Genomic DNA, 13,975 nt, shown 5'->3' with positions numbered 1-13,975 from the left:
ACCGGATGCGAAGTGATTCATAACAAATGTTGCAATTTTTCGTTGAAGGACGAAGATGCCGCCTACAAGCTTGAGCGCGACGACGGGAGCGTGCGGGAATGGTGCGGCGTGCGATCTGGGTGCTGGGTCTGTTGCTCCTCGGCCTCGTCAGCCTGTCCGCGGCACGCGCCAACGAGGTGGACGATCAGGAGGCCATACGGGCCCACCGGAAGGCGATCTTCCAGATCCTTGTGAAGCGGACGGAGAATGTCCGACATCCCCCGCCGGCCGGAATGGTCGTGATCCGTTTCACGATCGGGCGGGATGGCATGGTGACGCGATCGGAGATCCACGCATCGTCGGGCCACGAGACGACCGACCGCGTCGCTCTGACGATCATTCCGGTCGGGCTGAAGCTCCCGCCCCTCCCGGCCGCGGTGCTTCCGAAACTCACCCTCACGGTGCCCCTGCGGTTCCATGCGCGGCCGGCCGTCATGCCGGCGCAAATGGCGGCCTACCAGCGTGAACTCGATCTCTTCTTCCGCCGCCGGATCGACGGGCTTCCCGTCTCCACATTCGCCCGGCAATGGATCCAGATGCGTTACACGGTCGAGCGAGACGGCACCGTGTCGAAATCGGAGATCGATCGGTCATCCGGGCTTCAGCCCGTGGACGATCTGGGCCTCCGGATCGTCCCGGTCGGGCTCAAGGTGCCGCCGCCGCCGAAAGGTATGGGACCGCTCGAATTGACGCTGTCGCTCTCGATCAAAGAGACGAGGTGGATCATCAGTCGCGGCGGTCCGTTCCAGTCCCATCCTTCTTGAACCGGTCTTTCAGGCGCCGCCATTGCCGCTCGATCCAGAGGGCAGTCTTCTCCATCGGCACCTTGAGCGCCGGCACGTCCTGCGCCAGCAAAGCGAGGCCGAGGGGCAGCATCCACAGGCCGAGCACGGGCAGGATCGAGAAGATGCCGCCCAGGATCAGCAGAATCGCGGCCACGACCCGAACGGGAAAGCGGGCGGGCTCCCGCAGCCATGCGACGATCCGTTGGCCGCGCTCCGGCAGCTTGGCACAGGCGCGATCGACCCGCGCGTCCCAATCCTTTGCGGTGACCGCCTGCGCCGTGACCGTCATGGTTCCGTCTCCCGCTCCATCCATGCCCGCCATATGGCGATGCGAAGGGAAAACGTCAGGTCGCGATGAAAAGGCCGGCGATGGCCGCGCTCGTGAGGTTGGCGAGCGTCCCGGCCAGAATCGCGCGCAGGCCGAGGCGGGCGATCTCGGCCCGGCGTTCGGGCACGAGGCTCGTGAAACTCGCGAGCTGGATCGCCACCGAGGTCAGGTTGGCGAAGCCGCACAGGGCGAAGCACACGATCGCCGCCGTGCGCGGATCGAGCGTGCCGGCCTTCAGGGTCGGCGAGAGGGTGGCGTAGGCCAGGAACTCGTTGAAGGCGATCTTCTGGCCGATGGCACCGCCGACGAGGCGCGCCTGCTCCCACGGCGCCCCGAGCAGCCAGGCCAGGGGGGAGAGCAGCCATCCGAGGATGCCCTCGATCGACGTGTCGGGATAGCCGGCGAGCCCGCCGATCCAACCGACCAGGGCGTTGAGCAGGGCGATCAGCCCGACGAAGGCGATCAGCATGGCCCCGACCGCGACCGCCACGCCGAGGCCCTTCTGGGTGCCGTCGGCGGCGGCCTCGATCAGGTTGGCCGCCCGTGCCTCGCCGAACTCGACGCGCGTCGTCAGCACGCGGGTCGGTTCGTCGGAGGGGAACAGGATCTTGGCGTAGAGAAGCCCGCCGGGAATCGCCATGAACGAGGCCGCCAGCAGGTACTCCATGGGGACGCCGAGGGCGGCGTAACCGGCCAGGATCGAGCCGGCGGTGGAGGCGGCCCCGCTCGTCATCACGGCGAAGAGTTCCGCGCTCGTGAGAAGCGTCAGGAACGGCCGAAGGGCGACCGCGATCTCGCTCTGGCCGATGAAGATGGTGATGACCGCCGAGAACGACTCAATTGAGGACGTGCCGAGCAGGCGCCGCAATCCCGCGCCGAGGACGCGCGCGAGGCGCTGCATCAGCCCGAGATGGTAGAGCACGCCGATCAGCGCCGAGACGTAGAGGATCTGCGGGAGGACCCGCAGCGCCAGGATGAACCCCGAGCCCCCGAACAGCTCGAACATCCGCGGCTCGACGAGGCCGCCGAACAGGAAGGCGGTGCCCTTGTCGCCGAAGGACAGGATCGTCGTGACGAGTCCGGCAACGCGCTCGAGGCCCGCCCGCCCGGCCGGCACGAACAGGATCAGCGCTCCGATCCCGACCTGAAGCGCGAGCGCCGCCAGCACGACCCGTGGCCGGACCGCCCGCCGGTTCAGGGAGAACGCGAACGCCACTGCGAGGAGCAGGGCGATGCTCGCGCCGGCATGGAGCAATCTGTCGAGCATCTGTTTCCGCGCGGGCCCGAACCATCCGTATCGGGCGCATGCGCGATCCATCTCGGGATCGCAAGGGCGCGATTTCCGACGATCCGGGAGACTGCGCCGCGGTTCACTCGATTGGGATCCGCGTTGATCGTCGCGAACGTCGCGCCCACAGGCGAAACCTCACTTGGGCGGCAGGTTCGGGCGACGCTCCCGGTCGATTCCACCTTAGCCCGTCCGAACGCCTTCGACGATCGAACGGGCCGTTTCCCTAGCGACAGGGCACGCCGGGCGGGCAGCCATGTCCCCCGCCATTCCCGCCCGGAGGCGGGCCCGGACGCGGCATGGCCTGTTGGCGCTGCATCATCTGCTGCTGCTGGCGCGCCGCCTGTTGCGCCGCTTGCTGCGCCTGCATCTGTTGCTGACGTTGAGCTGCGGCCTGCTGCGCCTGCATCTGCTGACGCTGGGCGGCCTGCTGCGCTTGCATCTGCTGCTGGCGCTGAGCCGCGGCCTGAGCCTGTTGCGCCTGCTGCTGACGCTGGGCTGCCGCCTGCCGGGCCTGATCCGCCTGTTGCTGCTGGCGCTGGGCGGCTGCCTGCCGGGCTTGATCCGCCTGCTGCTGCTGGCGCTGAGCCGCCGCCTGCCGGGCTTGATCCGCCTGCTGCTGCTGACGCTGGGCCGCCGCCTGCCGGGCCTGATCCGCCTGCTGCTGACGCTGCTGCGCGGCCTGGGCTTGCTGATCCTGGATCTGCTGACGACGCTGGGCGGCCGCATCCTGCCGCTGCTGGGCGGCGCTCGGCTGGGCAGCGTTGGGCTGAGCGAGGCCGGCCGGTGCAGGGCCCGGCCTGCCGGCCTGCTGGGGCGCGGGCCGGTCGGGTGCCTCGGCACCTTGCGGGCTGACACCTTGCGGCCGGCCGGCGGGGCTGGCCGTCGGATTGCCGGGGAGGGCTTGGCGCCCGGTCTGCTGCGGCGGCAGCGGCTGTCCGCTTGCGCCGGGCAAGGGCTGGCCCGGTTGGGCCCGTCCGGGCGCGGCGTCCGGGCGGGCCGGAAGCGGCTGTCCCGTCGCAGGACGTGCGGCCTGCTGCGGGGGCAGCGGCTGCCCGTTCGCGCCGGGCAGCGGACGGCCCGCCTGCTGCGGAGCCGGCTGATTGGTGGCCGGGGCGCTGGGCTGACTCGGCGTGCCCGGCTGGGCGACGCCCGGGCGGCCGGGCTGCGCCGGGAGCGGCTGGCCGTTCGTTCCCGGAAGGGCCTGCCCCGGCGGGTTGCGACCGGCAACGCCCAGGGGCGTGTTCGGCTGGCCGGGCTGGCTCTGTACCGCATTCGGCTGCGCCACACCGGGGCGGCCGGCTTGCGGCGGCACGGGTTGGGGCTGGCCCGCCTGCTGCGGCGCCACTTGGCCTGGGACGGAGCCCGGCAACGGCCCCGAGCGCCCCGGCTGAGCGGTGTTGGGCTGTGCGGTTCCCGGTTGCGGGTTGCCGGATTGCGCAGTGCCGAACGAGCCCGGTGTTCCCGGGGCCGAATTCGTCGGCGGGCCGCGCAGGGCCGCTTTCTGTGCCACCGCCGGGGGCAGAGCCACGCGGGCCGCCGCCGCACCGATCGCGGCGCCGGCCACCGCCCCCGCCCCGGCAGCGAGCGCCGTCGAGACGGCCGGTGGGGAGCCGGGATCGCGGGAAATGGCGATGTTCCGCTCGTTGATGGTGTTGATGACCGTGACGTTGTGGATGTTCTGATAAATGACGTTGTTCGGCGGCGGCTCGACATAGGTCGGCGCGCTGACATAGGTCGGCACGGGCACGAAGAGCGGCGTCGGCAGGGCATAATAGGCCACCGGCGGCGGCGGCGGCGCGAGTTCGACGATGTAGGCCGGCGGCGGCGGCAGGAAGATCGGCGGCGGTGGCGGCGGCGGCGCGAACGCGTAGATCGGATCATCCAGATAGAGCGCCGGGCGCTCGACATAGACGATCTCCTCCGGCGGGGGCGGCGGAACGTCGTAGCTGATCGCCACGAAGCGCGGCGGCGGTTCGAGCGCGGCCGAGAGTTGGCGCAGGCGGCGGCGCGCGTCCCAGGCGTGCGGTCCGCGCGGGTACCGGTCGAGATAGGACCAGTAGGCGTCCCGGCTGTCGGCCATCCAGGTGCGGCGCCACGTCACCGCCTCGCGGCGGGCGGCGATGAGGGCGCGCACGCGCTTGGCCATGTCGTCGCGGGGATAAGCCTGGACGAATTCCTGGTAGCCGTCGATCGAGTCGCGCTGCAGGCAGACTGCGTAGGCATCGCGGGCGCCGATCTCCCGGAGGGGACGCGCGCGCAGGGACGCCACTTCCTCGGGCCGGCCGATCGCGGGCGCATCCGCCGCACGCTCGAAGAAGGAGAAGCGCGCGTCGATCCGAGAGGAATGCCAGGGCACTTCGGCACCCTTGGTGGTCTCGTCCACGCGCAGGCGCACCCGATCGAACACCTGAGCCGGGGCGAGGCCGCCCTCACGGATCATCTCGACGAGGGCCGTGGCGTAGGCGCCGTAGGGACCCTTCTCGTCCGGGCCGACCGTGCCGGGGCTGGCATTGAAGGCGATGAGCGAGCCGGGCTCCGCCTCGGTCAGGGCGAGGCCGCCCGCGAGGGGGTCGCCGGTCCGGGCGAAGGGGGCGTTGCGCGCCCCGTCCAGCACGACGAAGCGGGCGGCGAGCGGCAGGGCGGCGAGCTGGCGGGTATAGTCGGACAGGCGCAGCGCCCGGGACGGCACGTCGGCGGCGGCCGGGATGCGGGCATCGACCGGCACGAAGTAGTTCTCGCCCGCGAGTTGGAGGCCGTAGCCCGCGAGGTAGACGAAGGCGACCGTGTCGGGACCGGAACTCTGCGCCTTGTCGGTGAAGTCGCGCAGGGCCTTGCGCAGGGAATCCTCGTCGAGGTCGCGGGCACCCACCACGTCGAAGCCCGCGGCCTGCAGCGTCTGCGCCACGAGGCCGGCATCGTTGGCGGGGGTGGCGAGGGCACCGGCCTCGTAGGCCGCGTTGCCGATCACGAGGGCGATGCGCTTCTGGCTTCGCGCGGCGTCCTGGGCCGAGGCCAACAGCCCCGGCGCAAGGCCAATCACCACACAGAGCAGGGCTTCGAGGATACGGGACGACCAGGACATGGACGCATCTCCTGCCCGGCGCGCATCCGCGTCGGGTCATTACCGCATTGAAATCGCGCGGCTTGAATGCTGACTGAACACCAAGTTCGGCGTTTTCAGGATGGGGTTGCGCGCTCTAGCGGAAAGTCCAAACGCACGATTTCTTGATCTCGGCGTCTTCGAGATCGCGTGTGACCGGGACTTCATAGGTCGCGAGTGGCATCAGCCGCTCTCGCGGCAAATAGGAGCGGCCCGGATCGCCGATGAGAACAGTGCGACCGGCCGCGTGTAGCCTTGCCAGCCAATCCCCGACCGCTTTGCCGAGGTCGCGTTCATAGAAGACGTCCGCCGCCAGCACGCACTCGGCATCGCTCCCGATCAGGTCCGCGCCGGTCGTCGCGATCCGGTCGGCGACGCCGTTGACGGCGGCGTTGAGGGGGATGGCGTGGAGCGCGAAGGCGTCGAGATCGCTCGCCAGCACCCGTGCGGCGCCGGCCTTGGCGGCCGCGATGGCGACGAGACCCGATCCGGAGGCGAAATCGGTGACGGATCGCCCCGCCACCGTCTCCGGATGGTCGAGGATGTAGCGGGCCAGCGCCTGCCCACCGGCCCAGGCGAAGGCCCAGAAGGGCGGCGGCAGGCCGATCGCCTCCAACTCCTCCTCCGTCTTCTGCCAGAGCGCCGTCGCCTCGTCGGCGACATGCAGCGCGATCTCCGGCGCGTGCGGCACCGGCCGCAGGCGGGTGTGGGAGCGGATGAAGGCGAGGGGGTCGCGGGCGGGCGTCACGATGCGAGAAGCTCCGCGTAGATCGTCGCGACGGAGGCCGCGACCGCCGCCTCGGTGTAGCCGCCTTCCAGGATCCGCGTCCGCGCCGCCGCGCCCATCCGTGCCACCCGATCCGGATCGGCGGCGAGCTGGGTCAACGCCGCCGCGAGGGCCTCCACGTCACCCGGCGGTACCAGCACACCCTCGACCCCGTTCCGCACCAGGGCGCGGCAGCCCGGTACGTCGCTGGTCAACAGGGCGCGCCCGCAGGCGGCGGCTTCGAGGAGCGTACGCGGCAGGCCCTCGCCGCCGCGCGAGGGCAGGCAGCCGACATGATGGGCCGCGAACGCTCCGGCCACGTCGCGGGTGGGCCCGTGCCAGGTCACGCCGTCGCCGGCCCACCCGCGCAGGGTGTCTTCCGGAATCGCCCGGCGGTTCGACGGATCGGGCGCGCCGTAGAGCGAGAGTTCGACCGCCGCGCCCCCGGCGCGGGCGCGGCGCACCGCCTCCACCGCCACGTCGATGCCCTTCGACCACAGCATCCGCGCCACGATGGCGATCCTGAGCGGGGAGGGGGGCGGAAGCGGGCGGGGCGCGAAGGCGTCGGGATCGACGCCCGCGCCGCCGACGATCGTGACCGCGGTGTCGGATGGATCGAGGCCGAGGGCGCGGGCGTCGTCCGGATTCTCCAGGAGGAAGCGGGTCTGGCGGCTCGCCAACGGTCCCCGGATCAGGCCCTTGAGGGCGAGCCGCGACAGGCGGCCGGTGGCATCCTCACGGGCACCGAGCAGGCCGAGACCGGTCAGAGCGAAGACCCGGCGGGGAATGCCGGCCATCGCTGCCGCCGTTCCCCCGACCAGGATGCCGCGCAGGGCGATGCAGTGGACGATGTCGGCGTTCAGGGCCTTGAGGATGCCGGAGAGCTGGCCCGCGGCGTAGCCCGCCGTCATCGGGTTGAGGCTGGAGCGCTCGGCTTCCAGCGGCACCACCCGGACGCCCTCCGCCTCGATCACGGCGCGGTGCTCGCGCACCCGCGTCACCACCGCGACCGACAGCCCCATGCCGATCGCCGCGCGGGCCATCGGCAGAAAGTGCGAGGCGAAGAACCAATCCTCCGTGACGACGAAGACGAGGGTCCTGCGGGCATGCGATGCGCTCATCCGCTGGCCATAGCACGGCCGATCCCCCGGCAAGGAGCGGACGCTGCGCATCGTCCCGGAACAGGCCGCCCCGTCTTCCCGTTCTCGTTCCACGTCGCAGAGTCGTGAATAGAATGAGGCGGGAGGTCGCCATGCTGTCGGACGGGGGCGGGGCCGGAGTGGCCGAGCCGCGCGAGGCCGCCCGCGAGGCGGGATTGCGCTACGTGGACGACACCCGGCCGGGCCTGCGGCGCAAGCGCAGCGGCAAGGGGTTCCGCTATCTGGACACCAAGGGCGCGCCGATCCGCGACGCGGCGGAGATCGAACGTCTGAAGAGCCTCGCGATCCCGCCGGCCTATACCGATGTCTGGATCTGCCCGCATGCGAACGGCCATATCCAGGCGACGGGCCGCGACGAGAAGGGGCGCAAGCAGTACCGCTATCATCCCCGTTTCCGCGAGGCGCGGGAGGCCTCGAAGTTCCATCGGATCATGGCCTTCGCCGAGGCCTTACCGGGTATCCGCGCCCGGATCGATGCCGATATGAGCCAGCGCGGCCTCAAGCGGGAGAAGGTGCTGGCCACCATCGTTCACCTGCTCGAGACGACGCTGATCCGTGTCGGCAACGACGATTATGCCCGATCCAACAAGAGCTACGGCCTCACCACCCTGCGCGATCCGCACGTGAAGATCGCGGGTTCGGAGATGCGCTTCCGCTTCAAGGGCAAGAGCGGCAAGGAATGGTCGGTCTCGGTGCGCGACCGTCGCGTCGCCCGCATCGTCAAGGCATGCCAGGATCTGCCGGGGCAGGAGCTGTTCCAGTATCTCGACGACGCGGGTGAGCGTCGCGACGTCACCTCGTCCGACGTCAATGCCTATCTGCGCGAGATCACGGGCGAGGATTTCACCGCCAAGGATTTCCGGACCTGGGCCGGGACCGTCCTGGCGGCTCTGGCCCTGCGCGAGTTCGAGGCCTTCGACAGCGAGGCCGGCGCCAAGAAGAACCTGCGGGCGGCGATCGAGGGCGTGGCGGCCCGGCTCGGCAACACCCCGACCATCTGCCGCAAATGCTACATCCACCCCGAGATCCTCGGCTGCTACCTCGAAGGTGGGCTGCTCCTGCAGATCAAGGACGCGGTCGAGGGGGAATTGCGCAACGGCCTCGATACCCTTCGCCCCGAGGAAGCGGCGGTGCTTGGCCTATTGCGCGGCCGTCTCGCTGAGGTGACCGCACCGGACGCGCCGCGTCGAACCGGCAAGCGGAAGGGCACGAAGGCTGCCAAGCGGACCGCGACCGAGAGGGCAGCGTAAGGGCCCCGCTCGCCCCTCCTTCCCGGCAAGCCCGCCGTGAGCCCCGGTCAGGTGGGCCTCGACAGGGTGGAGGGATCGTGAGCCGGGCGGAAGCTCACGCCTTACGCTGGACGATCACGCCGTACCAGCCGAGGCCGCGATAGGTTTCGTAGCCCGGCGTGCGGTGAAAGGCCGTGACGGTGCCGGCGGCATCGCGAACGGTGCCGCTCTCGCGGGTGCCGGGATCGAAGGCCAGCGTATCCGTGAGGACGCCGCCCCCATCCGAGGCGGCGAGGATGCGCCGGGTGGCATCGACCAGCAGTACGCGGGTGCGGGCCCGGTCCTCGGCGCCGATGCGAACGCCCTGGACGATCGCCCGCGCTTGACGCTCCCAGTCGAAATGGATGGCAAGCACGCCACATGGGGAGCCCGTGCCCGATCCGTCGTGGATCGGCGCCGCGTAGGTCGCGACCGGAGCGCCGTCGAGCAGCTTCTCGGCACGAACCTCGCCGGCCACGTAGGCATCGCTCCCACGCTGCGCGATCGCCGTGCGGAACCAGGATTCCCGAGCGACGTCGTGCCCCCGAAGAGCCGGGTAGCGATCGGGGCGGCCATTGGCCAGAACGGTGCCTTCGCGCCCGCACAGCCAGATGTCGAGATAGACGGTATAGGCCGAGAGAATGACCCCCAGACGCTCGGTGGCGAAGGCGGTCGCGGCGGCGTCGGGATGGGCCGCGCAGGCGACGACGGATGGATCGGTCGCCCACCAGCGCACGTCGCAGGTCCGCTCGTAGAGATTGCGGTCGATGAGTTCGACGGCGTTGAGAGCGAGGTCCGTCAGGCGCTCGCCCTGCGCGTCCTCGCTGACCGCATCGGTGGCGCGCTGCAACGCGGTGATGCGGGCCGAGAGCTGCGTCTCCAGCTCGCGCGACAGGGTCTCAACCGCCGTCCCGATGGCCCGCACCTCCTGCGCCACCACCGAGAAGCCGCGTCCCTGTTCCCCGGCGCGGGCCGCCTCGATGAGCGCATTGAGTGCCAGCATCTTGGTCTGGGCGGTGATCCGCTGAATCTGCCCGATCTTGTCCTGAGCAATGCGACCGACCTCGGCGGTGAGCGCCGGAATCGTTCCATCCCCCGCGGCAGAAGTCTCATCGATCTGCCACGACAGCAACTGCCGGTGTACTTGCATCCGTCGACCTTCCCGTGCTCGGCGAAGATTGGTCGATCGTGTTAAAATATCGATAAATGCAGTCTTGATCCGTATCGTTCGGCATCGGCCGTGTGGCCTAGTCCGAAACATCGGACGCGTCGTCAGAGCCCCGCCGCATGGATCGCGTGACGCGCTGGCGATCGCGGCGGCTCCGTGTCGAGCACGGGCTTGAGGCCGAGCTGCCGTGCGAGAGAGACGAGGTCCTTGAGGCGGCCGGTCTGGGTCTTGCGGCGCAGATTGAGCCGGTGCGTCTCGACGGTCCGCACGCTGAGCGACAGCCGGCGGGCGACCTCCTTGTTGCTGAAGCCGGCGCTGAGGAACCGCAGCACTTCCGCCTCACGCGGCGTGAGGGCGACGGGATCGGCCGTCTTCTCGCAAGGCTCCGTCCCGAGGCGATCCGCCGACGGCGCCATGCCGCTGAGCGCCAGGAGAGCGGCGCAGATCTCGCGAGCCGGACTGCTGCGTCCGACGAAGGCGTCGGCGCCGGCCGCGATCAGCTGGAACATCGCATTCGCATCGAGGCTGCGGAACGCCACCAGCACCCGTAACCAGGGGCGTCCGTCGCGCAGGGCCGCGATCCGGGCGCAGCCCGCTTCGGGCTCGGCCTCATGGACGAAGACGAGGGCGACCACGGGTCGCCCGTCGATCATGAGGTCATCGTCCTCGCCGACCGTACGAAGCGCGGGCTCATGTTCCAGGATGGCGCGCTGGGTCGCGTCGAGGCCCGGCGGCTCGTCGATGATGAGAACGTCAACGGCTGAACTCATGCCGCTCCCCCTTCCGTGTCGGCGCGAGACGGCGCCGCATCGTACGGGAGACAGAACAAGAGTCGTTCCAGGCGTTTAGGGCCGGTTCAGGGGGGTGAATCGTCTATTCCGGAGAAAATACCGAGGTCACCTCGAAGCGACTGTCCCGCTTCGGAACGCCCCGTGGGACATGTGCCGCGCCGGCGTTCCGCGACGACAGCCGGGTGTTCAGCCCGTCCGGGCCAGCACGAGGTCGTTCATGGCCGAGACCACGCGGTTGCGGCCGCTGGTCTTGGCTTCGTAGAGGGCGATATCGGCCCGCTTCAGCAATCCCTCGACGGTCTCGCCCTCACCCCATTCGCTGACGCCGAAGGAGCAGGTGAGGCGCACCGGCCCCCGGGGGGAACGGATGCGCAGGTCCATCGCCTTGAGGCGCAGGCGATTGGCCAAGCCCTCCGCCTCGGTCAGACTATGGCCGGGCAGGACCACGGCGAATTCCTCGCCTCCGAGGCGTCCGGCAATGCCCGCCTCGTCGATCAGGCTGCTCACGGCCTTGATCGCCACGTCGCCGATATCGTGGCCGTACTCGTCGTTGATCCGCTTGAAATAATCGATGTCGAGGAGGATGGCCGAGAGCCGGCCGAACGAGCCCGCGCGCTCCGCCGCCTCGTTGGTGCGCTGGAGGAAGGCACGGCGGTTCAGTAGGCCCGTAAGCGAATCCGTTTCGGCGAGGCGGATCAGTTCGCTCTGGAGGCTGGTGAGACGCTCGGCGGCGCGCAGACGAGCCTGCAGTTCCTCCGCACCCGGCGGCTTGTCGATGAAATCGTCCGCGCCGCTGTCGAGAGCCTCGGACAGGTTGCGGGCGTTGCGCACCGAGGACATCACGATGATCGAGAGCGGCCGGCTGACCTCGGCCAGCAACCGGGCCGACCAGCACAATTCCAGCCCGGACAGAGGACGGACCTCGAGGCTCGTGATGAGGGCCCGCACACGGGGATTGTCGGTGACGTAGGCCAGGGCCTCTGCCGAATCGGTGAAGGGGGTCACGACATGGCCGCGCGGCTCCAGCATCCCGGCGACGACCTTGAGGATGACGCGGCTCGAATCGACGATGACGATGTGCACGATCTTCCCCTGTCCCGTCGGGCGGATCGTGCACAAGACTTCTTAACGGGCGGTCACGAGATGCCGCCGGTTTCGTGCGGCGCGGTCGGTTAGCGCGATGGCACGCGGACCGAGACGACCTGAGCGCCGCTGCCCTCGATGGCCGATCGTTCGGCGGCGCCGATCCCGGCCTGAGGGCCGACATCGGTCCAGCGGCCGTCATTTCCACGGGATACGACCTTGGCGCTCCGGCGGGGCAGAAGACGGGTCTGGGCACGGCCCTGGCGCTCGATCACGTAGAGCGTCGGGCGCGCCGACGGTGCCTCTCGAATGCCGGCGACCGTCGGCACGCCGTAGGTGCCGTAGCCCCAGGCCGGCGGTACGAGGCGACTCGGGCTGGGAACGCGGGTGAAAGGCGCACCGATATAGGCGCCGCTGACGGCGTTGCCCGCGAAGGCGTAGCTGGGGGCGCCGTAAACGGGCTGCCCGTAGCCGCCATACGACAGAGGCTGGGCCGTCGCACTCCCGCAGGCAAGCGCGAGCAAGGCACCCGCAACGAGAAGGCTGGCGGGGCGTCGGGGCTGGGTGGGCATCGGCTCTCCGGATAGGCGCGGCGCTTGGGCGGCGATTCGGGGGATCAAATCCTTCTGCCCATGCTCGTTCCGGCCCAAGGTTCGGCGCCAGCGATGCAGATTGCGGAGAGGGCCGCGATCAGCGGCAGATCGTGACGCGGCGGACGAGCCAACCCTCGCCCTCGATCCAGAGGCGCCGCCGCAGCTTGCTGCAATTGGCACCGTCATCCTCGGCTTCCGCTTCGGCGGGGCGAATGTCGGAGACGGGGCGAACCTGCGTCGCCTCCGCCATTTGCCGCGTGTCGCGATCGCCGCCCGGAGCGCCCATCGCCGGGACCGCACCCATGCCGAACAGGACAAGGCCGAGACCGGCCGCGGCGGAAAACTTGGAGGTCATGATCAATTGCCTGCGCGCCAAACTGGGGCGCGCTCCCTGTGCTCGCTGCGCACGGGCCGATGACCTGCTCCGCAAGCCACGCCGCGCCTTTGCCTATCAATCCCTGACCGGCCGGCATGGTTTCGCCCCGGATCGGAAAAGAGGCGGAAATTTGTCCGCCTGGCGGGACAAGCGTGCATTCGCCGCGAGGCTGCGAGGCTGAGGAATGCTTGCCGCGCCGTCGCGAAGAGTTGTAGGGCAGATCACGCGTGAACATTAACCGAATCGTTGCCGATCAGACGATCACGCGACTTGTTTAGAATCGTTTCAAATCCTCCTTTGCGTTGTTTTGCTTGAGGATTTTTAATCAAGCGACGGGCTCAGCGGGGCCGTGTCTCTTTCCGTCTCAAGCCGGCACGCCCGCTGTCGGAGCGAACCCAGGAGTCGTCGATATGGAAAATGGATCGACCTTCGTACAGGCCTTCACGATCCTGTTCCGCGAAGGGTTGGAGGCGATGTTGGTGATCGCGGCTCTCGCCGCCTTCCTGCGGCGGGCCGGTGCGCCCGACCGGATCGCACCGATTTACATGGGTGCGCTTGCAGCCGTCGTCGCAAGCCTCGGAACGGCCTGGGTGTTCCAAGTCTTCTACGACGGTAACCACAGCGATCTGTTCGAGGCGGTCGTCATGGTCGCCGCCGCCATCCTCATGTTCTACATGAGCGGTTGGATGTTCGTGCGACAGGATCCGAAGGCCTGGCAGGCGGATCTGAACCGGCTGGCCGAGCGGGCCCTGGGGGCCGGCACCGTTCTGTCGCTCGCGGGCATCGCCTTCCTCGCGGTCTTCCGCGAGGGCGCCGAGACGATCCTGTTCCTGCATGCTCTCGCTAAGGGCGGCAGCGGCTTCGACACGGCGCTGCTGTCCGGTCTCGCGGTCGCCACCGTGGCGCTGGCCGCGATGTTCGTGGCGATGCAGTGGCTCGCCTTCCGCTTGCCGTTGCGGCCCATGTTCGTCGTGACCTCGGCCTTCCTGTTCCTGATGGGCCTGCGCATGATCGGGCAAGCCTTCCAGGAGGTGCAGGAGCAGCAGCTGATCTCCTACACCACCGAGGGCGTGCCGGCCTTCGTGTCCGAATGGGGCCTCAGCAACGGCAGCTGGGAAGCCCTCGGAACGCAGCTCGCGATCCTCTTCATCGCGATCGTCGCCGGTCTCCTGACGCTGCGGCGCCGGGGAACGGACGGGCCGCTCCCGGTCGCCTCGCGCTGAGGCG

13 protein-coding genes are annotated in these 13,975 nt (G+C 69.6%); 3 read left to right on the top strand and 10 right to left on the bottom strand.

Going from position 1 to position 13,975, the window contains the following annotated elements; all coding sequences use genetic code 11:
• Positions 1-98 precede the first annotated feature (98 nt).
• Positions 99-803 carry a TonB family protein gene (locus MFF26_RS09170; protein ID WP_137827470.1) on the top strand — a complete coding sequence of 235 codons (705 nt, stop codon included), beginning with the start codon at positions 99-101 and terminating at the stop codon, positions 801-803.
• Here the strand turns inward: MFF26_RS09170 and MFF26_RS09165 are convergent.
• The 5 genes from MFF26_RS09165 to MFF26_RS09145 all read right to left on the bottom strand — a co-directional run bounded on the left by MFF26_RS09165 (position 766) and on the right by MFF26_RS09145 (position 7,430).
• Positions 766-1,113, bottom strand: coding sequence for a hypothetical protein (locus MFF26_RS09165; protein WP_171015375.1), 348 nt, complete (start codon positions 1,111-1,113; stop codon positions 766-768). The genes MFF26_RS09170 and MFF26_RS09165 overlap by 38 nt on opposite strands.
• A 55-nt stretch (positions 1,114-1,168) precedes the next feature.
• Complete coding sequence (locus tag MFF26_RS09160; protein ID WP_137827468.1) at positions 1,169-2,419, bottom strand: NupC/NupG family nucleoside CNT transporter; 1,251 nt, start codon at positions 2,417-2,419, stop codon at positions 1,169-1,171.
• 247 nt (positions 2,420-2,666) lie between these two features.
• Entirely contained in the window at positions 2,667-5,525 is a 2,859-nt protein-coding gene (locus MFF26_RS09155; protein WP_238307908.1) for a caspase family protein, read from the bottom strand.
• A gap of 115 nt (positions 5,526-5,640) precedes the next feature.
• Positions 5,641-6,291 (bottom strand): class I SAM-dependent methyltransferase, encoded by a 651-nt coding sequence (locus MFF26_RS09150; protein ID WP_238307907.1) that lies wholly within the window; start codon positions 6,289-6,291, stop codon positions 5,641-5,643.
• Positions 6,288-7,430: a glycosyltransferase family 4 protein gene (locus MFF26_RS09145; RefSeq protein WP_137827465.1), complete on the bottom strand. Its 1,143-nt coding sequence runs from the start codon at positions 7,428-7,430 to the stop codon at positions 6,288-6,290. Before MFF26_RS09145 ends, MFF26_RS09150 begins: the two co-directional genes overlap by 4 nt.
• 131 nt (positions 7,431-7,561) lie before the next feature.
• Here MFF26_RS09145 and MFF26_RS09140 point away from each other — a divergent pair, with 131 nt between their 5' ends.
• The gene (locus tag MFF26_RS09140; protein ID WP_137827464.1) at positions 7,562-8,719 is read left to right on the top strand and encodes a DNA topoisomerase IB; all 1,158 of its coding nucleotides are present in this window, start codon (positions 7,562-7,564) and stop codon (positions 8,717-8,719) included.
• 94 nt (positions 8,720-8,813) lie between these two features.
• Here the strand turns inward: MFF26_RS09140 and MFF26_RS09135 are convergent, their stop codons facing one another.
• From MFF26_RS09135 to MFF26_RS09115, 5 genes are all read right to left on the bottom strand, one after another.
• Complete coding sequence (locus MFF26_RS09135; protein ID WP_281405153.1) at positions 8,814-9,887, bottom strand: methyl-accepting chemotaxis protein; 1,074 nt, start codon at positions 9,885-9,887, stop codon at positions 8,814-8,816.
• A gap of 122 nt (positions 9,888-10,009) precedes the next feature.
• On the bottom strand, positions 10,010-10,675 hold the full coding sequence (locus tag MFF26_RS09130) for a LuxR C-terminal-related transcriptional regulator (RefSeq protein WP_137827462.1): 666 nt from the start codon (positions 10,673-10,675) through the stop codon (positions 10,010-10,012).
• Between the two features lie 207 nt (positions 10,676-10,882).
• Entirely contained in the window at positions 10,883-11,779 is an 897-nt protein-coding gene (locus MFF26_RS09125) for a GGDEF domain-containing response regulator (protein WP_238307906.1), read from the bottom strand.
• An 89-nt stretch (positions 11,780-11,868) separates the two neighbouring features.
• Positions 11,869-12,351 carry a hypothetical protein gene (locus MFF26_RS09120; protein WP_210236176.1) on the bottom strand — a complete coding sequence of 161 codons (483 nt, stop codon included), beginning with the start codon at positions 12,349-12,351 and terminating at the stop codon, positions 11,869-11,871.
• Between the two features lie 118 nt (positions 12,352-12,469).
• Complete coding sequence (locus MFF26_RS09115; protein ID WP_137827460.1) at positions 12,470-12,727, bottom strand: hypothetical protein; 258 nt, start codon at positions 12,725-12,727, stop codon at positions 12,470-12,472.
• Between the two features lie 431 nt (positions 12,728-13,158).
• Here MFF26_RS09115 and MFF26_RS09110 point away from each other — a divergent pair, with 431 nt between their 5' ends.
• Positions 13,159-13,971: an FTR1 family iron permease gene (locus MFF26_RS09110; protein WP_137827459.1), complete on the top strand. Its 813-nt coding sequence runs from the start codon at positions 13,159-13,161 to the stop codon at positions 13,969-13,971.
• Positions 13,972-13,975 lie beyond the last annotated feature (4 nt).

This window comes from Methylorubrum suomiense (assembly GCF_022179765.1).
In the GTDB taxonomy this organism is placed as follows: Bacteria; Pseudomonadota; Alphaproteobacteria; order Rhizobiales; family Beijerinckiaceae; genus Methylobacterium; species Methylobacterium suomiense.
This window is presented reverse-complemented; position numbering and strand designations above follow the sequence as displayed.